At 57.2% G+C, this 25,190-nt stretch carries 25 protein-coding genes and 3 tRNA genes; 14 read left to right on the forward strand and 14 right to left on the reverse strand.

The window, feature by feature from the left end; translation table 11 throughout:
* Positions 1-6: 6 nt before the first annotated feature.
* Together ACR0C6_RS05370 and ACR0C6_RS05375 are read right to left on the reverse strand one after the other, a co-directional pair.
* A complete protein-coding gene (locus tag ACR0C6_RS05370) occupies positions 7-444 on the reverse strand; it encodes a CBS domain-containing protein (protein WP_171116112.1) in 438 nt (145 codons plus the stop codon).
* 60 nt (positions 445-504) lie between these two features.
* Positions 505-1,407, reverse strand: coding sequence for a LysR family transcriptional regulator (locus ACR0C6_RS05375; RefSeq protein ID WP_171168314.1), 903 nt, complete (start codon positions 1,405-1,407; stop codon positions 505-507).
* 104 nt (positions 1,408-1,511) lie between these two features.
* On the opposite strand from ACR0C6_RS05375, the gene ACR0C6_RS05380 reads away from it, so the two are divergent.
* Both ACR0C6_RS05380 and ACR0C6_RS05385 read left to right on the forward strand, forming a co-directional pair.
* Positions 1,512-3,011 (forward strand): CoA-acylating methylmalonate-semialdehyde dehydrogenase, encoded by a 1,500-nt coding sequence (locus ACR0C6_RS05380; protein ID WP_152457866.1) that lies wholly within the window; start codon positions 1,512-1,514, stop codon positions 3,009-3,011.
* Positions 3,012-3,214: 203 nt separating this feature from the next.
* Positions 3,215-3,799, forward strand: a complete 585-nt coding sequence (locus tag ACR0C6_RS05385) for a L,D-transpeptidase (protein WP_480618819.1) — start codon at positions 3,215-3,217, stop codon at positions 3,797-3,799.
* A gap of 68 nt (positions 3,800-3,867) precedes the next feature.
* Here ACR0C6_RS05385 and ACR0C6_RS05390 read toward each other — a convergent pair whose 3' ends face one another.
* Complete coding sequence (locus ACR0C6_RS05390) at positions 3,868-4,344, reverse strand: fasciclin domain-containing protein (RefSeq protein ID WP_152457864.1); 477 nt, start codon at positions 4,342-4,344, stop codon at positions 3,868-3,870.
* 71 nt (positions 4,345-4,415) lie between these two features.
* The gene (locus tag ACR0C6_RS05395) at positions 4,416-5,267 is read right to left on the reverse strand and encodes a class I SAM-dependent methyltransferase (RefSeq protein WP_480618560.1); all 852 of its coding nucleotides are present in this window, start codon (positions 5,265-5,267) and stop codon (positions 4,416-4,418) included.
* A 137-nt stretch (positions 5,268-5,404) separates the two neighbouring features.
* On the opposite strand from ACR0C6_RS05395, the gene ACR0C6_RS05400 reads away from it, so the two are divergent.
* The 5 genes from ACR0C6_RS05400 (at position 5,405) to ACR0C6_RS05420 (ending at position 9,963) form a co-directional block, all read left to right on the forward strand.
* On the forward strand, positions 5,405-6,520 hold the full coding sequence (locus tag ACR0C6_RS05400) for a carboxylate-amine ligase (RefSeq protein ID WP_171204695.1): 1,116 nt from the start codon (positions 5,405-5,407) through the stop codon (positions 6,518-6,520).
* Positions 6,521-6,632: 112 nt separating this feature from the next.
* The gene (locus tag ACR0C6_RS05405) at positions 6,633-7,775 is read left to right on the forward strand and encodes an acyl-CoA dehydrogenase family protein (RefSeq protein ID WP_171328540.1); all 1,143 of its coding nucleotides are present in this window, start codon (positions 6,633-6,635) and stop codon (positions 7,773-7,775) included.
* A gap of 7 nt (positions 7,776-7,782) precedes the next feature.
* A complete protein-coding gene (locus ACR0C6_RS05410) occupies positions 7,783-8,823 on the forward strand; it encodes an enoyl-CoA hydratase/isomerase family protein (protein WP_480445012.1) in 1,041 nt (346 codons plus the stop codon).
* 3 nt (positions 8,824-8,826) lie between these two features.
* Positions 8,827-9,699, forward strand: a complete 873-nt coding sequence (mmsB, locus tag ACR0C6_RS05415) for a 3-hydroxyisobutyrate dehydrogenase (RefSeq protein ID WP_480618562.1) — start codon at positions 8,827-8,829, stop codon at positions 9,697-9,699.
* Positions 9,700-9,771: 72 nt separating this feature from the next.
* Entirely contained in the window at positions 9,772-9,963 is a 192-nt protein-coding gene (locus tag ACR0C6_RS05420; protein ID WP_171116124.1) for a YgaP family membrane protein, read from the forward strand.
* Positions 9,964-10,001: 38 nt separating this feature from the next.
* Here ACR0C6_RS05420 and uvrA read toward each other — a convergent pair whose 3' ends face one another.
* The 3 genes from uvrA to ACR0C6_RS05435 all read right to left on the reverse strand — a co-directional run bounded on the left by uvrA (position 10,002) and on the right by ACR0C6_RS05435 (position 13,235).
* The gene (gene uvrA / locus ACR0C6_RS05425) at positions 10,002-12,860 is read right to left on the reverse strand and encodes an excinuclease ABC subunit UvrA (RefSeq protein WP_480618564.1); all 2,859 of its coding nucleotides are present in this window, start codon (positions 12,858-12,860) and stop codon (positions 10,002-10,004) included.
* Positions 12,861-13,037: 177 nt separating this feature from the next.
* Positions 13,038-13,114 (reverse strand) — tRNA-Asp (locus tag ACR0C6_RS05430).
* Between the two features lie 44 nt (positions 13,115-13,158).
* Positions 13,159-13,235 (reverse strand) — tRNA-Asp (locus tag ACR0C6_RS05435).
* Positions 13,236-13,415: 180 nt separating this feature from the next.
* Between ACR0C6_RS05435 and ACR0C6_RS05440 the strand changes: the two genes are divergently transcribed.
* Together ACR0C6_RS05440 and ACR0C6_RS05445 are read left to right on the forward strand one after the other, a co-directional pair.
* Positions 13,416-13,490 (forward strand) — tRNA-Val (locus tag ACR0C6_RS05440).
* A 112-nt stretch (positions 13,491-13,602) separates the two neighbouring features.
* Positions 13,603-15,189 (forward strand): APC family permease, encoded by a 1,587-nt coding sequence (locus ACR0C6_RS05445; RefSeq protein ID WP_480618566.1) that lies wholly within the window; start codon positions 13,603-13,605, stop codon positions 15,187-15,189.
* Between the two features lie 45 nt (positions 15,190-15,234).
* Here the strand turns inward: ACR0C6_RS05445 and lon are convergent, their stop codons facing one another.
* The 4 genes from lon to ACR0C6_RS05465 form a co-directional block, all read right to left on the reverse strand.
* Positions 15,235-17,643: an endopeptidase La gene (gene lon, locus ACR0C6_RS05450; RefSeq protein WP_480618568.1), complete on the reverse strand. Its 2,409-nt coding sequence runs from the start codon at positions 17,641-17,643 to the stop codon at positions 15,235-15,237.
* A 223-nt stretch (positions 17,644-17,866) separates the two neighbouring features.
* Positions 17,867-18,274 carry a DUF6636 domain-containing protein gene (locus ACR0C6_RS05455; RefSeq protein WP_152457854.1) on the reverse strand — a complete coding sequence of 136 codons (408 nt, stop codon included), beginning with the start codon at positions 18,272-18,274 and terminating at the stop codon, positions 17,867-17,869.
* A gap of 91 nt (positions 18,275-18,365) precedes the next feature.
* Positions 18,366-19,496 (reverse strand): tRNA guanosine(34) transglycosylase Tgt, encoded by a 1,131-nt coding sequence (tgt, locus tag ACR0C6_RS05460; protein ID WP_480618570.1) that lies wholly within the window; start codon positions 19,494-19,496, stop codon positions 18,366-18,368.
* A gap of 63 nt (positions 19,497-19,559) precedes the next feature.
* Entirely contained in the window at positions 19,560-20,471 is a 912-nt protein-coding gene (locus tag ACR0C6_RS05465; RefSeq protein ID WP_480618572.1) for a nucleoside hydrolase, read from the reverse strand.
* A gap of 175 nt (positions 20,472-20,646) precedes the next feature.
* On the opposite strand from ACR0C6_RS05465, the gene ACR0C6_RS05470 reads away from it, so the two are divergent.
* From ACR0C6_RS05470 to ACR0C6_RS05480, 3 genes are all read left to right on the forward strand, one after another.
* Positions 20,647-21,537, forward strand: a complete 891-nt coding sequence (locus tag ACR0C6_RS05470; protein ID WP_171168338.1) for an SPFH domain-containing protein — start codon at positions 20,647-20,649, stop codon at positions 21,535-21,537.
* Positions 21,537-21,815, forward strand: a complete 279-nt coding sequence (locus ACR0C6_RS05475; RefSeq protein WP_480445001.1) for an NfeD family protein — start codon at positions 21,537-21,539, stop codon at positions 21,813-21,815. The genes ACR0C6_RS05470 and ACR0C6_RS05475 overlap by 1 nt, the downstream gene beginning before the upstream one ends.
* Positions 21,816-21,909: 94 nt before the next feature.
* A complete protein-coding gene (locus ACR0C6_RS05480; protein ID WP_152457849.1) occupies positions 21,910-22,272 on the forward strand; it encodes an SUF system Fe-S cluster assembly protein in 363 nt (120 codons plus the stop codon).
* Between the two features lie 218 nt (positions 22,273-22,490).
* Here ACR0C6_RS05480 and ACR0C6_RS05485 read toward each other — a convergent pair whose 3' ends face one another.
* Entirely contained in the window at positions 22,491-22,760 is a 270-nt protein-coding gene (locus tag ACR0C6_RS05485; protein WP_480445000.1) for a hypothetical protein, read from the reverse strand.
* 290 nt (positions 22,761-23,050) lie between these two features.
* Between ACR0C6_RS05485 and ACR0C6_RS05490 the strand changes: the two genes are divergently transcribed.
* On the forward strand, positions 23,051-23,416 hold the full coding sequence (locus ACR0C6_RS05490) for a HesB/IscA family protein (RefSeq protein WP_171362933.1): 366 nt from the start codon (positions 23,051-23,053) through the stop codon (positions 23,414-23,416).
* A 148-nt stretch (positions 23,417-23,564) separates the two neighbouring features.
* The gene (gene tpiA / locus ACR0C6_RS05495; protein WP_480444998.1) at positions 23,565-24,314 is read left to right on the forward strand and encodes a triose-phosphate isomerase; all 750 of its coding nucleotides are present in this window, start codon (positions 23,565-23,567) and stop codon (positions 24,312-24,314) included.
* Between the two features lie 41 nt (positions 24,315-24,355).
* On the opposite strand, the gene ACR0C6_RS05500 is transcribed toward tpiA, so the two are convergent.
* Positions 24,356-24,712, reverse strand: a complete 357-nt coding sequence (locus ACR0C6_RS05500) for a tRNA-specific adenosine deaminase (protein ID WP_480618575.1) — start codon at positions 24,710-24,712, stop codon at positions 24,356-24,358.
* A gap of 97 nt (positions 24,713-24,809) precedes the next feature.
* The gene (locus ACR0C6_RS05505) at positions 24,810-25,121 is read right to left on the reverse strand and encodes a DMT family transporter (protein WP_171328559.1); all 312 of its coding nucleotides are present in this window, start codon (positions 25,119-25,121) and stop codon (positions 24,810-24,812) included.
* Between the last annotated feature and the right edge of the window lie 69 nt (positions 25,122-25,190).

Below are 25,190 nucleotides of genomic sequence, written 5' to 3' on the forward strand. Positions count from 1 at the left end.
TTGTCGTCAGTGCCCCATTATCATGCCTTCAAGGGCGTCTTTTTCCATCGCAAGTTCGGAAAGCTGAGCCTTCACCACATCACCCAAAGTGACAATGCCTACGAGTTTTCCATCTTCAACCACCGGCATGTGGCGAAAGCGCCCCTCTGTCATACGGGACATGATGTCTTCCACGGTGGTCTGGCGCGTCGCCGTGACGAGGTCCTGGGTCATATAAGACTTTACCGGTTGGTTCAGACAACCACTGCCGCTGGCCGCCAATTCCCGGACGATGTCGCGTTCCGAAAGGATGCCGACCGCGGTATTGCCACCATCGTCGGAAACAACGACCGTACCGATGCGCTTGTCCGCAAGAATCTTCGAGGCCTCTGAGACTGTCGCCGTTGACGCCACGGTCACGACACCATCTGTCGCTTTGGACTTCAGGATGGCCTGAACTAGCATGAAGAATACCTCCGGAATAATAACACTTATTCCAAAGCGTTGCGCGATTGCCGCGACCTGTCAAGCGTCGGGGCCTGCTTCCAAACGAAGCACTTCATCGCGAATACCGCGTGTCAGGGCATCCGCAAAGCGGTTCAACCGCTCGTTGCGCTGGTCACCCTGATGCCTGACCAGATAGAAGCTGCGCGTCAAACTCACTTGATCCGTCAGGATTTTCCGAAGCCCCGGGTGGAACGGTAACGTGAAATCATGCGCCACGCAAACCCCTGTTCCCAGGCAGACCTGCCGCAGTTGAACCGATACCGAATTCGATGCAAGAGCGACACGGTCAACGCCAATGTCATTCAGGTAGTCGAGTTCCCGGTCAAAGATCATGTCAGGGATATAGCCGATCAACCTGTGGCCCTTCAGGTCAGCTATGCTCCGGATCGGATCATGTCGCTTCAGATACTCTTCGGTCGCGACCATGTGCAGCTTGTAGTCGCTGACCTTCTTCACCAACAGCTGTCCGGCGGTCGGCGCACTGACCGTAACCGCCATATCCGCCTCGCGACGGGACAGGTTGATCACACGCGGAAGCGCAAGGATCTGAATGTCCAGATCAGGGTTTGCGTCGCTGATTTTGGCACACACCTGCGGCAGCAGGTAGTTGGCACTGCCGTCCGGCGCACCAATCCGGATTTGCCCGCTTAGCGTTTTCGTTGGTCCTGTTACCGCCCCGGCCGCCGCGCGCATCGCCTCTTCTGCGTGCAGCCCGTGTTCCAACAGCCGCTGTCCCGCCGGGGTCAGAACATAGCCTTGCTGCGACTTGGTGAACAATGTGGAATCCAGCGTCGCCTCCAGGCGCGCAATGCGCCGACCGACGGTGGCAGGGTCGATCTTCAGGATACGACCAGCGGAAGACAGGCTTTCCTCGCGCGCGACAGCCAGGAAAATCCGCATATCATCCCAATTTGGGGTCATTTTGATCCCTTTTGCATTTTTGCAAAACTCTTTTGAGACATTGCCTCTGTTCGCGGGATTTCTGCAAGCCTATTCTGCGCGCAAATCTATCGGAGGAGCTATTGATGCAAGACCTGACCCATTTCCTGAACGGCGAAATGGTCGCCGGAACGTCCGGTCGTTTCGACGACGTCTACAACCCGGCAACTGGCGAAGTTCAATACAAGTGCCCGATGGCCAGTGCGGCGGAAACCACCGCCGCGATCGAGGCCGCCGCCGCCGCCCAGCCCGCATGGGGCGCAACCAACCCGCAGAAGCGCGCGCGCGTCATGATGGCCATGGTCGGCCTGATGAACCGCGACATGGACAAACTGGCCGAAGCGCTGAGCCGCGAGCACGGCAAAACCATCCCCGACGCCAAGGGTGATTTGCAGCGTGGTCTGGAAGTGATCGAATACTGCATTGGCGCACCTCAGATGCTGAAGGGTGAGTTCACCGACAGCGCGGGCCCCGGCATTGACATGTATTCCATGCGCCAGCCTTTGGGTGTTGTCGGCTCGATCATGCCGTTCAACTTTCCGGCCATGATGCCGCTCTGGCACGTTGGCCCTGCCCTGGCCTGCGGTAACGCCGTTGTTCTGAAACCGTCCGAACGCGACCCGTCCGTACCCCTGATGCTGGCTGAACTGTTCGTCGAAGCAGGCCTGCCCAAAGGCGTTTTCCAGGTCGTGAACGGCGACAAGGAAGCGGTCGACACCATCCTCGACAGCGAGATCATTCAGGGCGTCAGCTTTGTGGGTTCAACCCCGATCGCACAGTATATCTACAGCCGCGCAACCGCGAATGGGAAACGAGCACAGTGCTTCGGCGGTGCCAAGAACCACATGATCGTCATGCCCGACGCCGATCTGGATCAGGCGGCGGACGCGCTAGTTGGCGCCGGTTTCGGTGCGGCTGGCGAACGTTGCATGGCCGTTTCGGTTGCTGTTCCCGTGGGTGAAGAGACCGCGGACGCACTGATCGAAAAACTGGTGCCTCGTATCGAAAAGCTGAAGGTTGGCCCCTATACTGCCGGCGATGATGTCGACATGGGCCCGGTTGTGACCGCCGCCGCGAAGCAGCGCATTCTCGGCCTGATCAATTCAGGCGTCGAACAGGGTGCGAAACTGGTTGTCGACAACCGCGACTTCAGCCTGCAAGGCTATGAGGACGGCTTCTTTGTCGGCCCGCACCTGTTCGACCACGTGACGCCCGAGATGGACATCTATAAACAGGAAATCTTTGGCCCGGTTCTGTCCACCGTGCGCGCGGGTTCGTACGAAGAGGCCCTTAAACTGGCGATGGATCACGAATACGGCAACGGCACAGCGATCTTTACCCGCGATGGCGATACCGCACGTGACTTTGCCAGCCGTGTGAACATCGGAATGGTCGGCATCAATGTTCCGATTCCGGTTCCGCTGGCCTATCACACCTTCGGCGGTTGGAAGAAATCCATGTTTGGCGATCTGAACCAGCACGGCCCGGACAGCTTCAAGTTCTACACCCGCACCAAAACCGTGACCGCACGCTGGCCGTCGGGCATCAAGGAAGGTGGCGAGTTCAACTTCAAAGCAATGGACTGATCCCACAGTTTCCTGACGCTTGAAGCCCGGCCCGTTCAATGGCCGGGCTTTTTGCATCTTTCCGCCGAAAACCAGCTTTCGTCCGCTCGGTCACAGGAAATTCAAGTGGTTCACTCTGGAAAAATTCACTCAACACCCATATTTTGGCGTGAACGATGTACTGAGCAGTGAACTTATCGGAGGCAACCTTGTCCCAATCCCGTATGACCCGTCGCTCTGCCTTGCTGGGCGTGGCCTCTTTGGTGGCAACACCTGCCCTTGTTCGGGCACAAAGCACGGATGCTTTCCCGGAAACGGAAGAGGCGATCAGTACGCAATTGCCAGTCCGACGCAATATATCGTCCTTCTCGCAGCAGAACTGGCAGGACCATTTCGATGAATTGGGCGTTGGTTGCCTGTTGGCCGATATCACCAGCCGCGCCGTCCATTACTGGGGGCCTGACGGCACATACAAACTGTACCCAAGTTCCGTGCCCATGAGCGAAGAGCTTACCAAACGCGGGTACACGAAAGTTGTGCGTAAGACGGAATTCCCAAGCTGGACACCTACGGCATCAATGCGCGAACGTGATCCTTCTCTGCCGCTTCGGATGGAAGGTGGCGATCCTGGCAACCCACTGGGAACCCGCGCCATGTATCTGGGTTGGCCTGCCTATCTTGTCCATGGCACGCACGACACCCGCAAGATCGGTCGTCAGAGCTCGTCAGGTTGTATTGGCCTGTACAACCAGCATGTAGAAGAGCTGTATCCGCTGGTAAAAGTTGGCACGCAGGTTCGACTAGTCTGATCCACCCAGGTTGAAAAGCAAAAGCCCCGGTCGTTCGCCGGGGCTTTCTTGTCTTCGGAAGACGGCGTTTATTCCGGCAGGATGACCGCGTCGACGACGTGGATGACACCATTGCTGGCTTCGATGTCGGCCTGCACGACTTTGGCGTCGTTCACTTTCACACCGTTTTTGGCGTTGACGCTCAGCCGGTCACCCTGAACGGTCAGAACCTTGGCGCGTTTGCCCGCGATATCACCGGACATAACCTTGGCCGGTACCACGTGATAGGTCAGGATCGCGACCAGTTGATCTTTGTTTTCTGGTTTCAAAAGCGTCTCGACAGTACCTTCAGGAAGCGCAGCAAAGGCTTCGTCTGTGGGGGCAAATACTGTGAACGGACCGTCACCTTTCAGGGTGTCAACCAAGCCTGCAGCCTGAACGGCGGCGACCAGAGTGTTGAACGACCCGGCGGCAACGGCGGTGTCGACGATATCAGCGGCCTGAGCCTTGAGCGGCATAGCGAATGCAAGTGCGGCGGCTGCGCCCATGAATGTACGACGGAACATAGCTGTCTTCTCCTCTCCAGCGTGTTATGGAAAGGGTTACGGACCTTTTGCCGCAATGGATCACTTTGGTTTCAGTTTTCTTTGAGCTGCACCCAGATGCTTTGCGCCCGCCCCTCGGCCAGGAACGGCAAGGCAACAACGGCATCAGGCCGATCCTGTTGCAGGTAATATCCCGGCCAAAGCATTGAATACGCGCCAGATTGCAGCAAGCTGTGCAATACGTACTGCTCTCCCCAGCCCGGGCAATCATAGAAGAAGCGCTTGGGATATTCGTAGGGCAAAAAAACATCGTGAACGTGGATCACCACCCCGGGATTAAGCGACGGTATAATGCGGCAAAACAGATGGGCGACATCGTTGCTCATCCGCACAACATGGCTGGAGTCGATGAACAGAACGTCTCCGGCCTCCAGTTCTGCGAACAATGCCGGGTCTGTTTCTTCAAGACGTTTTTGTTCGAACCGGTCGACCACATGGGCGATATCGGCGCGTGGGTACGGATCGACCGCGGTAATGGTGGTATCCAGATTGCCATCGATGATTGCCTGACGGGTCACACGGGTGGAATTGCCACACCCGACCTCGATCACGCGTTTGGGCTGAAAGCGGCGGATCATCAGATACAACGCGTCCGCATCCGGGCTGTCATAGTAACCATTGCCGGTACGATAACCGTTCTGGTTGCGTGCGGGATCTTTCAGCGCCTCCAGAGCAGCCTTGTGACGCTCGAATTCCGCCACAAGTTGAGAGATGTCGAACCCCTCCATCCCTGGCGACAACGCATAAGCGGGGCGCGTCAACCCACCCGCCGCTTCGAAGGCTTCCAGCCGCGCCCGTTCATCCTGTTCCGCAACTCTGTCGACCAGTTTCACCCCCAATTCTTTAAGGGCGGCGTTGATCTTCGGGAATTTTCTGGGTTTCAAGGCGCTGGCTCCGCGATCTGTGATGCAATGTTCCTTACCGTTGCGAACCGTTTCTCTGCAAGGGCAAGCCTGTCAAACCCTTGGCAAAACGTAAATTTCCGTATTCACTGATGGAACTGACAACTGCGAGGGGCTCCATGCAGCAGGAATTTACACTCGGGATCGAAGAAGAATACCTGTTGGTGGATCGTGACAGCCTGCAATTGTCCGAAGCCCCCGAAGCGCTGATGGCGGCCTGCCAAAGCGATTTCGAAGGTCAGGTCAGCCCCGAGTTCCTGCAATGTCAAATCGAGGTTGGCACCAGACCGCACGCCACGGTCGCTTCGGCGCGCGAAGACCTGAAGCGGCTGCGGTCATGCGTTTCGAAACGGGCCGCCGAATACAACCTGTCCCCTATCGCCGTCTCGTGTCACCCGTTCGCCAACTGGAAGGATCAACACCACACCCGGAAAGAACGGTATGACGCGCTACAACATGCATTGGGCGGCGTTGCCCGGCGGATGCTGATCTGCGGGATGCATGTACATGTCGGAGTCGAGGACCCTGCCCTGCGTGCCGATCTGATGCCGCAACTGTCATACTTTCTTCCTCATCTTCTGGCGTTGTCCACATCTTCGCCCTATTGGAACGGCGAGGATACCGGCCTGTCTTCATACCGGCTGACGGTGTTCGACAACCTGCCCCGCACCGGGCTGCCGCCCGTGTTCGCCAGCTGGGGCGAGTATGAACGGAACACAGGCATTCTGGTCGAGCTTGGGGTCATCGAAGACACCACCAAGATCTGGTGGGATCTGCGCCCCTCGCATCGTTTCCCAACTTTGGAAACGCGGATCATGGATGTTCAACCCCGTCTGGAACACGCTTTGTCCTTGGCCGCACTGGTTCAAGCATTGACCCGGATGCTGTGCCGTCTGAAAGACCGCAACCTGCGCTGGCGGCAATATGATCGTTTCCTGATCGGGGAAAACCGCTGGCGCGCGCAGCGCTACGGAGTGGGTGAAGGGCTGATCGATTTCGGCGACCGTTCGGTCAAGCCCATGTCTGAACTGATCGGCGACCTCATGGGGTTGTTGGCAGAAGACACCGAAGCACTTGGCACGATGACCGAGCTTGCACGGCTCAGGCAGATTGCTGAAAACGGCACTTCCGCCACGCGCCAACGCCGTATTCATGCCGAGGCATCAGCGCGCGGTGATGATCCGGGGCAAGCCGTCGTGCGCCACCTGATCGAGGAGTTTCACGCCGATCTCTGAACGTTTCCGGCTTGTGACCCGTTTCAACCGACTCATTGTTGCGCCTGCAAAATTTCTGTAAGAATTCAGAAATAAACAACCGTTCAATTCATTGCCGACGGGAGGGAGCGTCATGGATTTCGCACTCAGCGAGGAGCAAACAGCCATATTCGACATGGCGCACGCGTTCGGGCAGGAAAACATCGCCCCCTTTGCGCGCCAGTGGGAAGCGGACGGAACCATTCCCAAAACCCTGTGGCCCCAGATAGGCGAGCTTGGTTTCGGCGCGCTGTACGTATCCGAGGAAAGCGGAGGGTCAAATCTGACCCGCCTGGATGCCACGCTGGTTTTCGAGGCGCTGTCGATGGCCTGCCCGTCGGTCGCCGCCTTCCTGTCGATCCACAACATGTGCGCCAAGATGTTGGACAATTTCGCGGATGACGACCTAAAGGCGCGCATCATGCCGGATGTTCTGAGCCTGAATACGGTTCTGAGCTATTGCCTGACCGAACCCGGTTCCGGCTCTGACGCGGCGGCCTTGAAAACCCGCGCCGAACGCACCAACGAAGGATATACGTTGAACGGTACCAAGGCGTTCATTTCGGGCGGTGGCTATTCGGATGCCTATGTTTGCATGGTACGCACAGGTCAGGACGGGCCCAAGGGGATCTCGACCGTATATGTCGAGGACGGCACGCCGGGGCTCAGCTTTGGGGCGCTGGAGCAGAAAATGGGCTGGAAAAGCCAACCCACTGCGCAGGTTCAGTTCGACGACTGCAAAATTCCCGCAGGCAACCTCGTGGGCACCGAAGGCGACGGCTTCAAATACGCGATGATGGGCCTCGATGGCGGGCGACTCAATATCGCGGCCTGTTCTCTTGGGGCTGCTCAGGCCGGGCTGGATATGACCCTGCAATACATGTCCGAGCGCAAGGCGTTCGGCCAATCCATCGATCAGTTCCAGGCCCTTCAGTTCCGTCTGGCGGATATGGAGATCGAATTACAGGCGGCACGCACCTTCCTGCGTCAGGCGGCATGGAAACTGGACAACGGCGCGCCCGATGCCACGAAATTCTGTGCGATGGCGAAGAAATTCGTAACCGAAGCCGGGTCGAAAGTGGTGGATCAGTGCCTGCAACTGCATGGCGGGTACGGATATCTTGCGGATTACGGCATCGAAAAGCTTGTGCGCGATCTTCGCGTGCATCAGATTTTGGAAGGCACGAACGAGATTATGCGCGTGATCGTCGCGCGCCAACTGCTCGCCAATCGCTGAGGCCCCGATGTCAGACATTGAAATCCGCAACACAGGCCGTGCCGGTCGCATCACCCTGACCCGTCCCCATGCGCTGAACGCGTTGAGCTATGACATGTGCATGGCCATCGACACGGCGATGCGCAACTGGCGGGAAGACGATGCCGTTGACCTGATAGTTCTGGACGCCGAGGGGGAAAAAGCCTTTTGTGCAGGGGGTGACATTGCCGAACTTTATGAAACGGGCACAGAAGGCAATTATGCGTATGGCCAGAAGTTCTGGCGGGACGAATATCGTCTGAATGCCCTGATCTTCGAATATCCCAAACCAGTCATCAGTTTTCTTCAGGGGTTTACAATGGGCGGGGGTGTCGGCATCGGCTGCCATGGCAGCCACCGTGTCGTCGGAGAAAGCTCCAGGATTGCCATGCCCGAATGCTCGATTGGCTTGATTCCGGATGTCGGCGGGTCATTGATGCTGGCCCTTGCACCGGGGCGACTGGGTGAATTCCTTGGGACCACGGGCTTCAGGATGGGGCCTGCGGACGCGATCTTTGCGGGGTTTGCCGACCATTTCATCCCCCAGTCGCAATGGTCTGACCTGATCGAAATTCTGGAAGCGTCTGGAAATGCCGAACTGGTGGCCGAACATTCCGAAACGCCACCCAGTGGTGAATTGGCAGTGGCGCTGACGGATATCGACAATCATTTTTCCGGTGAAACTCTGGGCGACATCCTGATCAGCCTGCGCAATGACGGTCAGGAATTTGCAGACAAAACTCTGGAAAAAATAACGAAAAACGCACCGCTTTCCGTAGCCTGCACGATCGAGATGCTGCACCGTCTGCGTGGCCCCTCGCTTACCATGCGGCGCGCGTTGGAGATGGAATACCGCTTTACCCACCGAGCGATGGAGCATGGTGACTTTCTGGAAGGTATCCGCGCGCAGATCATAGACAAAGACCGCAACCCGAACTGGCAGTTTTCCGATATGGACGTCCCCCTGGTGGCCGTCTCGAAAATGTTGCAGCCATTGGGTGCGGACACCCTGACATTCGAGGAGGACTGAGAGATGCAGATCGGGTTCATAGGGCTGGGAAACATGGGGGCACCCATGGCGGCCAATCTGGCAAAGGCCGGCCATCAGGTTCTCGGATTCGACACGGCCGGCGTTGCCGTTGACGGGGTGACTCAAGCCGGTACCGCGACCGAAGCCGTCGCCTCTGCCGATGCAGTCATAACCATGCTGCCGAATGGCGCCATCCTGCGGGCCGTTGCAGATCAGATCATTCCCGCCATGGCGAAGGGTGCCGTGCTGATCGATTGCTCGACAGTTGACGTGGACAGCGCACGCGCAGTCGCGGAACAGGCCAGCGGCGCCGGTCTGCTGTTCGTGGACGCTCCGGTTTCGGGGGGGGTCGGCGGCGCGGCAGGTGGCACCCTGACATTCATGGCCGGCGGGTCAGACGACGCCTTTGCAAAGGCGGCTCCTCTGTTCGACATCATGGGGCAGAAAGCGGTTCACTGCGGCGAAGCCGGAGCCGGCCAGGCCGCCAAGATCTGCAACAACATGATCCTCGGCGTGACCATGATCGCCACGTGCGAGGCCTTTGCCCTGGCCGACAAACTGGGTCTGGACCGCCAAAAGATGTTCGATGTGGTCAGCACTTCATCCGGGTACAGCTGGACGATGAACGCCTATTGCCCTGCCCCGGGCGTTGGCCCGCAAAGCCCAGCCGATAATGACTATACTCCTGGATTTGCAGCAGAGTTGATGCTGAAGGACCTGCGCCTCAGCCAACAGGCCGCATCCAGTGCGGATGCGGATACACCTATGGGACAGGCCGCGACTGCACTTTACGAGCAATTCGTCGAAAACGAGGACGGTCTGGGCCGCGATTTCAGCGCCATGCTGCCTCGGTTTGAAAAGCGTGGGCGAAGTTGATCCAAGTCATATTCCACTCACGGAATATTTGATATCCGAAGGGTGCAACCTTTTGGAAAGGATTCTTACGTGATGACCAAAAACATGGGTGGGCTCGACAAAACGCTTCGGATTGCAATAGGCGCCGCGCTTATTCTGGGCGCTCTGTTGGGATACGGAACCTGGATGTGGATCGGCATCGTGCCGTTGGTCACCGGTCTGCTGAATTCATGCCCGATATACTCGGTGTTGGGCATCAGCACCTGCCCAACCAAGAAAAACTAGATTGGACAGGCGGTGGAGCGAAGACAGCCTGAAGCTGCCTACTCCGCCGCCACCCGATCCGGATTGAGCATGGTTTTCAGATACCGACCGGTATGGCTGCGTTCGACTTGAGCGATCTCTTCGGGTGCTCCGACGGCTACGATCTCACCACCGCCGTCGCCGCCTTCAGGCCCGATGTCGATTATATGGTCGGCGGTTTTCACCACGTCCAGATTGTGTTCGATCACCACGACGGTATTGCCCTGATCGACCAATTCATGCAGCACTTCCAACAGCTTGCGTACATCTTCGAAATGCAGACCCGTGGTCGGTTCGTCCAGAATATAGAGCGTCCGCCCGGTTGATCGTTTCGACAGTTCCTTGGACAGTTTGACACGCTGCGCCTCACCACCCGACAGCGTGGTCGCCTGTTGACCCACCTTGATATAGCCAAGACCAACGCGGGCCAGCGCATCCATCTTGTCGCGAATCGAGGGCACGGCCTTGAAGAATTCCTGCGCGTCTTCCACCGTCATATCAAGCACATCCGCAATGGACTTGCCCTTGAACTTGATCTCGAGCGTCTCGCGATTGTACCGCGCGCCCTTGCAGGTTTCGCAGGTGACATAGACGTCGGGAAGGAAGTGCATCTCGATCTTGATGACGCCGTCCCCCTGACAGGCCTCACAGCGGCCGCCCTTCACGTTAAAGCTGAAACGGCCCAGCTTGTATCCCCGCGCTTTCGCCTCGGGCAGCCCGGCGAACCAGTCGCGGATCGGGGTGAAGGCCCCGGTATAGGTTGCCGGATTCGACCGCGGAGTCCGCCCGATCGGGCGTTGGTCGATATCGATGACCTTGTCCAGATGCTCCAAACCCTTGATTGTCTCACACGGCGCAGGCGTCTGCCGCGCGCCATTCAGGCGCATCGAGGCGGTCTTGAACAACGTCTCAATCGTCAGGGTCGACTTTCCGCCGCCAGATACACCCGTGACACAAACAAACTTGCCCAAGGGAAACTCGGCCGTCACGTCCTTGAGGTTGTTGCCCGAAGCCTTTACCACCGTTACCTTTTTCTTGTTTCCCTTGCGCCGGTCGGCGGGCACCGGAATCTCGCGTACACCTGACAGATACTGCCCCGTGATCGAGGCCGCATCCGCTGCGATCTGCTCGGGCGTGCCGTGGCTGACCACCTGCCCGCCGTGCACGCCCGCACCGGGGCCAATGTCGAACACATAATCGGCTTCGCGGATGGCTTCCTCGTCATGTTCGACGACGATCACGGTGTTGCCCTGATCCCGCAGACTCTTGAGCGTACCAAGCAACCGGTCATTGTCACGCTGGTGCAAACCGATCGAGGGCTCGTCCAATACATAAAGCACCCCGGTCAGGCCCGATCCAATCTGGCTTGCCAGACGAATACGCTGACTTTCGCCGCCTGACAGGGTTCCACTTGAACGAGATAGCGTAAGGTATTCCAAACCAACATTATTCAGGAAACCCAACCGCTCGCGGATTTCCTTCAGAATGGCCCGGGCGATCTCATTCTTCTGAGCGCTCAGATGGTTCGGAGCATCCTCGATCCAGGCAAGCGCTTCGCGGATGGACATTTGTACCACCTGACCGACATGCAGCCCCGCGATCTTCACGGCCAAGGCTTCGGCGCGCAGACGATACCCTTCGCAGGTGCCGCACGGGCGGTTGTTTTGGTACCGTTCGAATTCCTCGCGTATCCACGCGCTATCCGTTTCGCGATAACGCCGTTCCATATTCGGAATCACGCCTTCGAAGCTGCGTGTCACCTGGTACACCCGTCCGCCCTCGTCATAGCGGAACTGGATCTCCTCATCGCCCGAGCCCCGCAGGAACACCTGCTGCACTTTGCTGGGCAGGTCTTTCCAAGGCGTGTTCTTGTCAAACTCATAATGACGCGCGATGGCCTCGATGGTCTGAAGGAAATACGGCGACTTGCCTTTCCTCCATGGTGCCAGGGCCCCGTCATACAGTTTCAGCGTCTGATCCGGCACCACGAGACGCTCGTCAAAGAACAGCTCGACCCCCAAGCCGTCACAATCCGGGCAGGCTCCGAATGGCGCATTGAACGAAAACAGGCGCGGTTCAATCTCCGGGATGGTGAAACCGCTGACCGGGCAGGCGAAGTTTTCGCTGAAGGTAATCCGTTCCGGCTCTCCTTCTCGTGGGGCCGTTTCCAGAATCGCGATTCCGTCCGCCAGATCCAGAGCGGTGCGCAGGCTATCGGCCAAACGCGTTTCCATGCCTTCACGAACAACCAGGCGGTCGACCACAACGTCAATATCGTGACGGAACTTCTTGTCCAATGTCGGGGGCTGATCCAGCTCATGGAACTCACCATCCACCTTCACGCGCTGGAACCCCTGCTTGCGCAGTTCCAGAAATTCCTTCCGGTACTCACCTTTGCGGTCGCGCACGATCGGAGCCAGCAGATAACCCCGCGTGCCCTCCTCCATCGCCATGATGCGGTCGACCATGTCCTGCACCTGTTGCGCCTCGATCGGCTGGCCGGTGGCCGGGCTGTACGGCGTACCTGCGCGGGCGAACAACAGACGCAGATAGTCATAGATCTCGGTTACGGTTCCCACAGTCGAACGCGGGTTCTTCGAGGTCGTTTTTTGTTCAATGGAGATCGCCGGAGACAGTCCACTGATATGGTCAACATCGGGCTTTTCCATCATGTCGAGAAACTGCCGCGCATAAGCGGACAGGCTTTCGACATAACGGCGCTGACCTTCGGCATAAATCGTGTCGAACGCCAGCGACGACTTGCCCGAACCGGACAGCCCGGTGATCACCACCAACTGATCCCGAGGGATGTCGACATCGATGCCTTTGAGGTTATGCTCGCGCGCGCCGCGCACCTCTATATTCTTCAGCTCAGCCATTTCCGGCCCCCAACAAACAAGTGGTTTAGAGATAGGCGAGCTTGCCCGAGTCTCCAACAGAAAAGTTAGAACATTTAGTGAACGTACAGGTTTTCGCCGACCAAATCAAACGATGGGCATGGAATCGAACAGCTCAATGCCTGGCTATCTGGCGGATCCATGATCTTGAGGAGAAAATGGCGCGGTTGACGGGGCTCGAACCCGCGACCCCCGGCGTGACAGGCCGGTACTCTAACCAACTGAGCTACAACCGCGCATCTATTTCATGGCCTTTATCCTGGACCAAGGTTGGCAGCGATGGCGCGGTTGACGGGGCTCGAACCCGCGACCCCCGGCGTGACAGGCCGGTACTCTAACCAACTGAGCTACAACCGCCCGCTGCATGTTCATTGCTGAACGTTTGGGTGTATTATGGCCACGGTCGGGCAGCGTCAAGCGGCGTTTTGCAGTTTTTTGTCAGAATCCAGTTTTTTGTTTGCCCGCTGTTTTTTGCCCTCGCGAATTGTTCAATTTCCCTTGCAGCGCACCCCCGCGGAAGATATGACCGCATGTCATGGGTGATTAGCTCAGTGGTAGAGCGCTTCGTTCACATCGAAGATGTCAGGAGTTCAAATCTCTTATCACCCACCATCCCATTTTCGGATTTTCGCTTGGAACCAGCGGGCTTGCCATGTCGCGCGTTCGGCGGCTATCGTGCCCTATTTGGCCCGATTAAAGGCCACACACTAAGGCTGAGGTCACCATGACGGGGTTAAAGCGCGACATCGGCCTGCTGGGACTGACCTTCATTTCAGTCGGAGGAATCATCGGTTCGGGCTGGTTATTCGGCCCCCTTCTGGCCGTTCAGCATGCAGGGCCCGCGGCCACGATCTCGTGGATTATCGGCGCGGTTGCCATGTTCATTTTGGCCATCACCTTCGCAGAGATTTCCGCCATGCTGCCCATTCCCGGAGGGATCGCGCGCGTGCCTCAGTTTTCGCATGGCAATATCGTTTCGATGGCCATGGGATGGACCGCCTGGATCGGCTACAACACCACAGCGCCCATCGAAGTCGAGGCCATGCTGAAATACCTGGCGCCGTATGCGCCTTGGTTGCATACGGCCGAGACAGGTGATTTGACCGGGGCGGGTATTTTCGTTGCGCTGGTTTTCATGCTCCTGTTCGTCGCGGTGAATGCGCTTGGGGTCAAGTTCTTCACGCGCGTCAATGCTGCGCTGACCTGGGCCAAGATCGCCATACCAGTTGTCCTGTCGATTCTGCTTGTCGCAAGCCGGTTCAACTTCGAGAACTTCACCCAACCGGATGGTTTTGCGCCCTACGGCGCGCAGGGTATCATGGCCGCCGTTTCCACCGGGGGCGTTATTTTTTCATTCATCGGCTTTCGCCATGTGGTTGATATGGCTGGCGAAGTTCGAAATCCAAAATTTGCAATTCCGGCCGCATTGGTGTTGTCGATTGTTCTTTGCGCCGTCATCTACCTTGGCTTGCAAGTGGCCTTCATCGGTGCGCTGGACCCATCCATGCTGTCCAAAGGATGGGCACAGTTGAGCTTTGGGGGCGAAGGACCACTGGACGCCGTCATCATGTCTGTCGGGCTGGTCTGGTTTCTGAGCCTGCTGAATGTCGGATCCGTGATAGGCCCCTTTGGAAACGGGCTGGTCGCAACCGGGTCAAACGCCCGTATCGCCCTCGCCCTTTCAAAAAACGATTTTCTGCCCAAACGGTTGCAGGTTTTGTCGTCATTCGGGGTTCCGCTGTGGGCGCTGGGGCTGAACTTTCTGATCGGAACGGTTTTCCTGCTGACAGTACCCTTTACCACCGTCATTGCCCTGAACGGTGCGGCCATCGTCTTGTCATTTGCGGTCGGGCCCATAGCCGTGGTTTGCCTGCGAAACCTTATGCCAGATCATCCCAGATCGATCCGAATACCGGCCGTGCGACTTGTCGCGCTGTCCGCTTTCGCCATCGCCACGCTGATCGTCTATTGGAGCGGATGGGACACGGTCTGGCGGCTTGGCATCGCGCTGATTGTCGGGAAAGCTCTGTTGCTGATCCGGTTCCGAGGACGTTTGGACGAAATGGACGTTACCGAGGCCCTGTGGCTTGTGCCTTATTTCTCAGGCCTTGGGCTGATCTCATTCCTTGGGCAATTCGGAGCCGGTTCGTTGAAGCAGATCCCGTTTGGGTGGGACCTTCTGCTTTGCATCCTGTTTTCGTCGATCATTTTCGTTCTTGCCGTCCGCTCGGCTCTGCCACCCGATAAGTTCAATGAATACATAGCCGAAGAAGAAATACTTGATCCAAAGCAACCCGTCATTGGATTGTAAAAAAGGCAGGGCATTCGCCCCGCCTTTTTCATTCGCTCAATCTACTTAGTGTGCCGTGGCCGATGGCCCCGTCGCCTCTGACGAGGCTGCTGCGGCTGCGGCGGCCTCCTCGGCGGCTTCGTCCCATTCAACCGGCTCCGGTGTACGAACCAGAGAATGCTCAAGAACCTCCGAGACGTGCTTGACCGGGATGATTTCCAGCCCTTCCTTTACGTTATCCGGGATATCCGCCAGATCCTTTTCGTTTTCCTCTGGGATCAGGACCGTCTTGATACCACCGCGCAACGCAGCCAGCAGTTTCTCCTTCAAGCCGCCAATCGGCATTGCGTTCCCGCGCAACGAAACCTCGCCCGTCATGGCGATATCCTTGCGTACGGGAATGCCCGTCAGAACCGATACGATCGATGTCACCATCGCCAGACCCGCTGACGGACCATCCTTGGGCGTTGCGCCATCCGGCACGTGCACATGGATGTCGATCTTGTCGAACTGAGGCGGTTTGACTCCGATCTTGGGAGAAATCGACCGCACATATGACGACGCCGCGTCGATCGATTCCTTCATCACATCGCCCAGCTTACCAGTGGTCTTCATCCGCCCTTTGCCGGGCAGTTTCAGAGCCTCGATATGCAGCAGATCACCACCGACCGAAGTCCAGGCCAAGCCAGTGACTACACCAACCTGATCGTCCTGTTCAGCCAAGCCATAACGGAACTTGGGCACTCCAAGAAAATCATCCAGATTGTCGGGCGTCACCTTTACGGTCTCCGCCTCTTTCTTGATGATCTTGGTCAACGATTTCCGCGCCACTTTGGCGATTTCGCGCTCGAGGTTCCGCACACCCGCCTCGCGGGTATAGGTGCGGATGATCGATTGCAGCGCCTCATCGGTCAGCTCAAACTCCTTGGCTTTCAGACCATGGTTTTTGACCTGTTTGTCGATCAGGTGTTGCTTGGCGATCTCGCTCTTTTCCTCTTCGGTGTAACCGGCCAGCGGGATGATCTCCATCCGGTCTAGCAGAGGCCCAGGCATGTTGTAGCTGTTAGACGTGGTCAGGAACATCACGTTGGACAGGTCATATTCGACCTCAAGATAATGATCCATGAACGTGTTGTTCTGTTCCGGGTCCAACACCTCTAGCATCGCCGAGGCTGGATCGCCACGGAAATCCTGCCCCATCTTGTCGATTTCATCGAGCAGGATGAGAGGGTTTGTGGTTTTCGCCTTCTTCAGCGCCTGAATGATCTTGCCGGGCATCGACCCGATATAAGTCCGACGGTGGCCACGAATCTCAGATTCGTCGCGCACACCACCCAGCGAGATGCGAATGAATTCGCGCCCCGTGGCTTTTGCGACCGATTTACCCAGCGAGGTTTTACCCACACCCGGAGGGCCAACAAGGCACAGGATCGGGCCTTTCAGCTTTTTCGAGCGCTGTTGAACCGCCAGATATTCGACGATCCGCTCTTTGACCTTCTCAAGTCCATAGTGATCGGCATCCAGAATGTCCTGCGCGCGACCCAGATCCTTTTTAACGCGAGATTTGGTGCCCCACGGCAGTGACAGGATCCAGTCCAGATAGTTGCGCACAACGGTCGCTTCAGCCGACATGGGCGACATGTTCTTGAGCTTCTTCAGCTCGCCTTCCGCCTTCTCGCGCGCTTCCTTCGACAGCTTGGTCTCGGCGATCTTGGCTTCCAGTTCGGCGATCTCGTTCGCGCCGTCCTCGCCATCGCCAAGCTCTTTCTGAATGGCCTTCATCTGCTCATTCAGATAATACTCGCGCTGGGTCTTCTCCATCTGGGATTTGACGCGGGTCTTGATCTTTTTCTCGACCTGCAAAACCGACATTTCGCCCTGCATCAGGCCATAGACTTTTTCAAGCCGCTCGCTGACGCTGAGTGTTTCCAGCAGGTCCTGCTTTTGTTCGACCTCGATGCCCAGATGGCCCGACACAAGGTCGGCCAGCTTTGCCGGCTCGGTGGTTTCACCAACGGCCGTCAGCGCTTCTTCGGGGATGTTCTTGCGCACCTTGGCATAGCGCTCGAACTCGTCCGCGACGGTGCGCAACAGGGCTTCGGTCGTGGTGACGTCACCCGGGATTTCGGTCAGATATTCCGCCCGCGCCTCGAAAAACTCTTCGTTTTCAAGAAACTCGGTGATCTGCACGCGCGCCTGCCCTTCGACGAGCACTTTGACGGTGCCGTCGGGCAGTTTCAGCAGCTGCAACACATTGGCCAGAACACCGGACTGGTAAATACCGTTCTCATCCGGGTCGTCGACGCTGGGGTCAATCTGGCTGGACAGCAGAATTTGTTTGTCATCCTGCATCACCTCTTCCAGCGCGCGGACCGATTTGTCTCGGCCCACGAAAAGCGGCACGATCATATGTGGGAACACCACGATATCGCGCAGCGGCAGGACGGGGTATGAGGAATTCAGAGGCTCTTGCATGCTCTATCCTTATCGTTGGCAAGATGGCGCTTGTCCCTCATCGAGGCAACATCCGGCCATCTCCTGTCTTGGACGATAAAGGTGGGGCCTCATCGCCCTTTTTCAACCTTATCGCCATGTATCGTTTCGCAGCATGAACCGAGGTTTTCGGGACTGCAAGATGTCCCGGGAACATATCCACCGAAATTAGTGTAGCATGCATATGCAATGCGCAATTTCGGGGTCAGAACACCTGCTGCACTGCCCGGGACAGAAAAAAACCGTGGCCATCCAGGTTGCGACATTCCAGACCTTTCGTGGAGGAGGTGCAGGTAAATCCTCCGAACCGACCGGTTACACCGTATTCCGCACGGTCAAATCCGTCCCGGCTCCGGTTCAGTGGCTGGCACAGCAATTCCACGGGACCGGTGTCGAACATCTGAAAATCATGCCCCCAGTCAGATTGACAGTTCGCGGGGCGCGGCAACGCCGGAGGGCCGTATCTTTCTATGATCGTACACCGAATGTCCGAGGTCTCGGCGCTTTCCCCCACCGAACACTGAATGTTTTCGGATGGGGTCTCAAAGGTCCAGACGTCAGCAACGGCAGGGGATGCGCAAAAAATGACTGCGCCGAGGAAAAAGCGGAACATCAAAAATTCTCCGGGTCACAAACAAAACAACTTTGAACAAAGTGGTTTCAGAATACCGGAAAACCCCGCAATTGTCACCTGAACGGACAGGTTACAGGGGTTCGATGTCGCCCTGTGCGCGTTGCGCGTGGAACGCGGCCTGCCACGCCTCGAAGGAGCCTTCAGCGATCGCGTCCCGCATGCCCTGCATGATTTCCTGAAAGTAATGCAGGTTGTGCCAGGTCAGCAACATGCCCGAGATCATCTCGTTGGCGCGGAACACATGGTGCAGATAGGCACGTGAATAGTTCGAACAGGCCGGGCAAGTACAGTTTTCATCCAGCGGGCGCGGATCATCCGCATGACGCGCGTTCTTGATGTTCACCACGCCATGGCGCGTGAACACCTGACCGGTACGGCCCGAGCGCGAGGGCAGAACGCAATCCATCATATCGATCCCGCGCGCCACTGCTCCAACTATGTCATCCGGCTTGCCAACGCCCATCAGGTAACGCGGCTTGTCCATGGGCAGGAAATCAGGCGCGTAATCGAGACAGTCGAACATGGCCTCCTGCCCCTCGCCCACTGCCAGACCGCCAACGGCGTAGCCTTCGAAACCAATCTTCTTCAACGCCTCGGCGCTTTCTTCCCGCAGATCCCGCTCCAGACCGCCCTGCATGATTCCGAACAGAGCATGCCCCGGACGATCCCCGAATGCGTCACGGGACCTCTCGGCCCAACGCATCGACAAACGCATAGACTCGGCGATCCGGTCGCGATTTGCAGGCAATGCAGGGCATTCGTCAAAGCACATCACGATGTCGGAACCCAGAAGGCGCTGAATTTCCATTGATCTTTCTGGCGTCAGCTCGTGCTTCGATCCATCAATATGGGATTTGAAGGTCACACCCTTTTCGGTCAGCTTGCGCAAACCGGCCAGCGACATGACCTGAAACCCCCCCGAGTCCGTCAGGATCGGCCGGTCCCAGTTCATGAACTTGTGCAACCCGCCCAGGCGATCAATCCGCTCGGCCGTGGGGCGCAGCATCAGGTGATAGGTGTTGCCCAGCAGAATGTCGGCCCCGGTGGCCCGGACGCTTTCCGGCATCATCGCCTTGACTGTCGCCGCGGTACCAACCGGCATGAAGGCAGGTGTCCGCACCTCGCCACGCGGAGTGCTTATAACACCGGTGCGCGCCTTGCCGTCTGCAGCCTTGAGCTTGAAAGAGAATTGCTGGGTCATGTCATCGCCTCGGATCGCCGAACCGGGCAGGATTTGCCCGATCCGATCGGTCTTTGCAACCCGTCAGGGCAAGGATGCAACGCGGTCAGTAAACAGACGCACGACACCCGCCCCATCCACATCACGACAAACATGAACTGCGGGACGATCCCGGTCAGGTTGCGTCGCACCTATCCGGTCGCCTTCCGTCACAACACGCAGCCCGGTTTCGACCATGTCGAACATGGCCCCGTGCGAACAGGCGATCACGGCGGTTGAATCATGCAGGCCGCACCCTTCCAATCCGCCGATTTCCTTATAGAATTTCAGGTAAAATCCAGAGATATCACGCAGAAAAGATCCCATGCCGGGCGATTTTTGAGCCAGCGCGTCGAAATCCGCGGTCTCGTAAAGTGTTTTCAGGGTGACGTCCAAACCAACCAGCACGGTCTCGGGCGGTGCGGAAAAGACCGCATCTGCGGCAACCGCATCGTGATAGATGTTGGCTTCCGCATGGTCGGTAACGTTGCCCTTGCAGTAGACGGCACCGCCCATGATCACCAAACGGCCGAGATTACCGGCAAATTCCGGGTCCAATCGCATGGCGTTGGCAATATTGGTCAGCGGTCCGACCGCACACACGACCAGTTCGTTTTTGTGCTTCCGGGCCATCTCGGCCAGAAACTCTGCGGCGGGAAGATCATGGTTCCGACCGATCTCGGGAATTTCAGTCAGGTCACCAAACCCTTCGGGACCATGGACATGGTCCGATGGGACGTGCATGTCAGCCCCCAGAGGGAAAGGCGCGCCTTCCGCCACCGGAAGGTCCAGGCCCAGCTTGTCCAGCAGGAAACGGGCATTGCGGCTGGACTGATGAACATGCGCATTGCCGAACACCGTGGTCAGGCCGATCAGGTCAAATTCAGGCGCAGCGGCGGCATAGGCGATCGCCATGGCATCGTCGATGCCGGGGTCTGTATCGATTATCAGTTTCATCCCCGCCCGATACCGCAAACAAGCCGGGATGCAAAGCAGTCACAAAACTTCTGGTCCAGGCCGAGTTCCTGTAGTGAAGCGTTTGCATCTGCCGGTTTTCCCTCCATACCAGAGTTGAAATCGAGCGACTCGATCCCCATATGTATACCATAGTACACAATAAAAAGAGGACAGAATGACCGAAGATCAGATCATCGGACTGCTTTCGTCAAACATCATTTACCTGCTGGCCGCCGTGCTGGTGGTCATCGTTATTTTCAAAGGCATCAAGATCGTTCCGCAATCCGAAAAATACGTGGTTGAACGGTTTGGAAGACTGCATTCGGTGCTTGGCCCCGGCATCAATTTCATCGTTCCGTTACTGGACGTTGCGCGCCACAAGATCTCGATCCTTGAACGCCAGTTGCCGAACGCGACGCAGGACGCGATCACCAAGGACAACGTGCTGGTGCAAATCGACACCTCTGTCTTCTACCGCATTCTCGAACCGGAAAAGACGGTCTATCGTATCCGCGACGTTGACGGAGCGATTGCCACCACGGTTGCCGGTATCGTTCGCGCCGAGATCGGCAAGATGGATCTGGACGAAGTGCAGTCGAACCGTGCGCAGTTGATCACACGCATTCAGGAAAGCGTTGAAACCGCAGTGGATGATTGGGGAATCGAAGTGACCCGGGCCGAGATTCTGGATGTGAATCTGGATCAGGCGACCCGCGATGCCATGCTGCAACAGCTGAACGCAGAACGCGCCCGTCGTGCGCAGGTGACCGAAGCCGAAGGCCAAAAACGCGCCGTCGAACTGCACGCCGATGCCGAGCTGTACGCAGCCGAACAAACCGCCAAGGCGCGGCGCATTCAGGCCGAGGCAGAGGCCTACGCGACAGGCGTCGTCGCCAAGGCCATTCAGGACAATGGCATCGAGGCTGCGCAGTATCAGGTTGCGCTGAAACAGGTTGAAGCCCTTAATGCATTGGGCAACGGTTCCGGCAAGCAGACCATAGTCGTGCCTGCCAATGCTCTCGAAGCCTTTGGTGACGCGTTCAAGATGCTCAAAGGAGGTAGATGATGGCTGATCCCTTTTGGCTGACCTGGTGGATCTGGCTGGCCGCCGCGCTGGCTCTGGGGATCCTGGAAATCGTTCTGCCCGGTTTCATCTTTCTGGGCTTTGCGATCGGGGCCGCGATCACCGGTCTCATCCTCGTCATCCCCGGCCTGACACTGTCATTGCATGTGCTCGCGCTGATCTTCGCAGTTCTTTCGTTGATCGCATGGCTTGTCCTGCGCCGGCTTTTTGCCTTGCCGCATGGTCAGGTCAAGACCTTCACGCATGACATCAATGACTAAGACACAGTGACGCTCACCCGAGCGTCACGCCCCTACTGGACGCTGTTGCAGGTATTCCCTATATAATCACTCAGGCAACTGACCCGAGGCAAAGATGACCCACCCGAGCGAACAGTTTGAAGGCACCCCGCTGATTGCGCCGTCAACGATTGAACACCCGCTGTACGAGGCTGTCGTCGAAGCGTGCCGCACGGTTTACGATCCGGAAATTCCGGTCAACATCTATGACCTGGGCCTGATCTATACGATCGACATTTCTCCGGACAACGCCGTGAAAGTCATCATGACCCTGACGGCACCCGGATGTCCGGTCGCGGGCGACATGCCCGGCTGGATTGTCGAGGCGATTGAGCCTGTTGCGGGCGTCAAGGAAGTCGATGTCGAACTGACCTGGGAACCGCCCTGGGGCATGGAGATGATGTCTGATGAGGCGCGCCTGGAATTGGGCTTTATGTAGCCATCAGGCACTTGCCCTGCCAACTGTCACGAAAGCTTGGCATTTTCGTCACCTTATCGTGCAGCCCCTGTCACACTCCTGACGGATAACATCTGAAGGTGGCATTCGCGTATGCGGTGCCGTCGGCTGGGTATGCCATGACCGCCCCCCGCTTCCCAGCTCAAGAATATGGGCCGTTCTTGCCCGAGAGCGGTCCTTTTTTGTTCCGACAACGACGATCAATTCAGATTGCAGGTTTCCTTGATCTCTGCCGCTCTGGCATCCAATTGCTTGACGTAGTCACCTGACAGCATTTGCAGCCTTTTTTGCTCGGTTCCCGTGACCAGCCCCAACAGAGCCCCGGCAGGTGTTATGGCAGCAATGCTTTCCAGTTGTTTGTCTTCCGCATGTTTCTTTTCCGATGCAATCGCGCGCAGATCCCCTTCCGCCGTTGCACAATTCACCGGGTGCCGTTCGGATCCCGTGGCCGCCCAAGCTTCGTTGGACATCACACACACGCTTACAGAAAAAAGTGCGGCCGCAAGAAAAGCTACTTTAACTTTCGACTCTAAATTATTCATTTTTCTACCACTTCATGTCTTTCCATCTATTCGGACGGGGTTCCAAAACTTCATTAGACCGATGCTAACCCCGCCTCCCGTATCAAAGCAAGTTTGCGGAGCGGCTGTGCGGACACGCCAGAGCTTTCCAGCGAATTCAAATTCTTTGCGCCACATTGCCTTGAGCAAAACAGCCTGGGACCCTAGATTGGGTGTAACGCGCGACAACGGAGATTTACATGTTCGGCATCCCCGGCAAACAGGCTGTGACCATGACGCCCAAAGCCGCAGAGCAGATTACCCGCCTGATGAATTCGGGCGGCCACGCTGGTTTGCGCATCGGCGTCAAAAAAGGCGGCTGTGCAGGCATGGAATACACCATGGAATATGTCGATCAGGCAGATCCTCATGACGAAGTCGTCGAACAGGACGGCGCGCGCATCATGATTGCGCCAATGGCCCAGATGTTTCTGTTTGGAACCGAAATCGATTACGAAGTGTCGTTGTTGGAATCCGGCTTTAAGTTCAAGAACCCGAACGTCGTCGACGCCTGCGGATGCGGAGAGTCGATCAAATTTGACGAAAGCATCGGCCAACAAGGCTAAGCCCGCCTCATCCCTTTTCATTTGAATGTCGCATGCGGACCGATCTTCGATGTTTCCGTCCGGGATCAGCATGCGAGCAGAATTGTAAGATGATGCCGACAATGCTATCCGCATGCTAAAATCATCGGATGATCAGGGAGATACCAAAATGCGGCAGAAGCTGGCGGCTGGAAACTGGAAAATGAATGGGACCGGCGCTGAATTGACCGAGTTGAAGGCGCTGTCTCAGATCTACCCGGCAGCATCGGTGGAAATCCTGATTTGCCCACCGGCAACATTGCTCAGCCGCGCATCAATTGCCGTTCAGGGCACTGCCATCTCTGTCGGTGGTCAGGACTGTCATGCCGCAAAATCAGGCCCGCATACCGGAGATATCAGTGCGGATATGCTGGTGGATGCCGGTGCAACATCGGTCATCCTGGGCCATTCCGAGCGCCGCGTGGACCACAGTGAACATGACGAAGATGTGCGGGCCAAGGCGCGCGCAGCAATGGATGCAGGTCTGAAGGCGATCATTTGCGTCGGCGAAAGCCTTGAGCAGCGCGAAGCGGCCAATACGCTCGACATCATCGGCGGCCAGATGTCCGGGTCGATCCCGGATCAGTCAACCGGCGAGAACTTGATCGTTGCATATGAACCGATCTGGGCAATTGGCACCGGCAAAGTTCCCACCCTGGAAGAAATCGGGGAAGTTCACGACTTCATGCGCGCCCGGCTGGAGCGCCGCTTCGGCGAAGGCGTGGGCCGTTCCGTCCGCCTGCTCTATGGCGGTTCGGTAAAACCCGACAATGCGGCGGATATATTTTCAGTTTCCAACGTCGATGGCGCACTTGTGGGCGGGGCCAGCCTGAAAGCGTCTGATTTCTCAGGAATCATTCAAGCGCTGGAAGGCGCCTAATTTCAGACTTCGTCCCGCAGTTTCTTCGGCCCAAGGATCGGTTATTCAATAGATCGTCGCTTCAACGCGTTGCGGTCAGGGTTGTTCACTACAACAGGCCCGTCCCCTTTGATCGTACAAAAATCCTGCCTTGCGCACGAAACTCCGTGAGTTGACGAAGATACGCGGGATTCCGAACTGAGCGATGGGAAGCGAACAAAATTACACAGGGTAATGGCGCGATATGTTTTCTGACGCCCCGCCTTGCGCAGGGCATCCAGCTCTTCCAGCACGGTCGGGTTGCCGCCCTGTACAGGCTGATTGCGACCTTGTGAGACAAATCCGCCATCCCGCGCCAGAACCGATCCGATGCGAAATCCGCCGTTAACAAATCCGGCCTTTGCCTTTTTAGAAGCCACACAAAATGCGTTTGTCAGAGCCGGTCAAAATTCCAAGCTCCGCTTCGTGTGTGTGCTGCAAACTGCCGAAGTACTTTGGCTTGGCCAGTCAAGGGCTTCAGGAAAGCTTCATCACCACAAGGCCTGTCACGATCAGAACCGCAGCTGCGATCCGCGCAGGTGTCAGGGCTTCGCCAAGAAACAGAATACCGACACTGAACGCCCCCACCGCACCGATCCCAGTCCAGATCGTGTATGCGGTGCCCAACGGTAAGTCGCGCATTGCAAGCGCCAGCAGACCAAATGAACCCAACATCGAAACGCCCATCACGGCCGTCGGCCACAATCTGGTGAAACCGGCCGACTGCTTCATGGCAACCGCCCAGACAATTTCCAAAAGGCCAGCAAACAGAAGAAAGATCCAGGGCATAAGACAACCTCATATCCGTACGGGTCGTCCCGAATGATGTCCCAGAAAGCAGAGGTCGTCCTCTTTGCC

Source organism: Ruegeria sp. AL12, from assembly GCF_056540885.1.

Bases quoted from the DNA above. Each gene is read 5' to 3' on its own strand.
- ACR0C6_RS05370 (WP_171116112.1), bottom strand. From the start codon at position 444: ATGCTAGTTCAGGCCATCCTGAAGTCCAAAGCGACAGATGGTGTCGTG.
- ACR0C6_RS05375 (WP_171168314.1), bottom strand. From the start codon at position 1,407: ATGACCCCAAATTGGGATGATATGCGGATTTTCCTGGCTGTCGCGCGC.
- ACR0C6_RS05380 (WP_152457866.1), top strand. From the start codon at position 1,512: ATGCAAGACCTGACCCATTTCCTGAACGGCGAAATGGTCGCCGGAACG.
- ACR0C6_RS05385 (WP_480618819.1), top strand. From the start codon at position 3,215: ATGACCCGTCGCTCTGCCTTGCTGGGCGTGGCCTCTTTGGTGGCAACA.
- ACR0C6_RS05390 (WP_152457864.1), bottom strand. From the start codon at position 4,344: ATGTTCCGTCGTACATTCATGGGCGCAGCCGCCGCACTTGCATTCGCT.
- ACR0C6_RS05400 (WP_171204695.1), top strand. From the start codon at position 5,405: ATGCAGCAGGAATTTACACTCGGGATCGAAGAAGAATACCTGTTGGTG.
- ACR0C6_RS05405 (WP_171328540.1), top strand. From the start codon at position 6,633: ATGGATTTCGCACTCAGCGAGGAGCAAACAGCCATATTCGACATGGCG.
- ACR0C6_RS05410 (WP_480445012.1), top strand. From the start codon at position 7,783: ATGTCAGACATTGAAATCCGCAACACAGGCCGTGCCGGTCGCATCACC.
- mmsB (WP_480618562.1), top strand. From the start codon at position 8,827: ATGCAGATCGGGTTCATAGGGCTGGGAAACATGGGGGCACCCATGGCG.
- ACR0C6_RS05420 (WP_171116124.1), top strand. From the start codon at position 9,772: ATGACCAAAAACATGGGTGGGCTCGACAAAACGCTTCGGATTGCAATA.
- uvrA (WP_480618564.1), bottom strand. From the start codon at position 12,860: ATGGCTGAGCTGAAGAATATAGAGGTGCGCGGCGCGCGCGAGCATAAC.
- ACR0C6_RS05445 (WP_480618566.1), top strand. From the start codon at position 13,603: ATGACGGGGTTAAAGCGCGACATCGGCCTGCTGGGACTGACCTTCATT.
- lon (WP_480618568.1), bottom strand. From the start codon at position 17,643: ATGCAAGAGCCTCTGAATTCCTCATACCCCGTCCTGCCGCTGCGCGAT.
- ACR0C6_RS05455 (WP_152457854.1), bottom strand. From the start codon at position 18,274: ATGTTCCGCTTTTTCCTCGGCGCAGTCATTTTTTGCGCATCCCCTGCC.
- tgt (WP_480618570.1), bottom strand. From the start codon at position 19,496: ATGACCCAGCAATTCTCTTTCAAGCTCAAGGCTGCAGACGGCAAGGCG.
- ACR0C6_RS05465 (WP_480618572.1), bottom strand. From the start codon at position 20,471: ATGAAACTGATAATCGATACAGACCCCGGCATCGACGATGCCATGGCG.
- ACR0C6_RS05470 (WP_171168338.1), top strand. From the start codon at position 20,647: ATGACCGAAGATCAGATCATCGGACTGCTTTCGTCAAACATCATTTAC.
- ACR0C6_RS05475 (WP_480445001.1), top strand. From the start codon at position 21,537: ATGGCTGATCCCTTTTGGCTGACCTGGTGGATCTGGCTGGCCGCCGCG.
- ACR0C6_RS05480 (WP_152457849.1), top strand. From the start codon at position 21,910: ATGACCCACCCGAGCGAACAGTTTGAAGGCACCCCGCTGATTGCGCCG.
- ACR0C6_RS05485 (WP_480445000.1), bottom strand. From the start codon at position 22,760: ATGTCCAACGAAGCTTGGGCGGCCACGGGATCCGAACGGCACCCGGTG.
- ACR0C6_RS05490 (WP_171362933.1), top strand. From the start codon at position 23,051: ATGTTCGGCATCCCCGGCAAACAGGCTGTGACCATGACGCCCAAAGCC.
- tpiA (WP_480444998.1), top strand. From the start codon at position 23,565: ATGCGGCAGAAGCTGGCGGCTGGAAACTGGAAAATGAATGGGACCGGC.
- ACR0C6_RS05505 (WP_171328559.1), bottom strand. From the start codon at position 25,121: ATGCCCTGGATCTTTCTTCTGTTTGCTGGCCTTTTGGAAATTGTCTGG.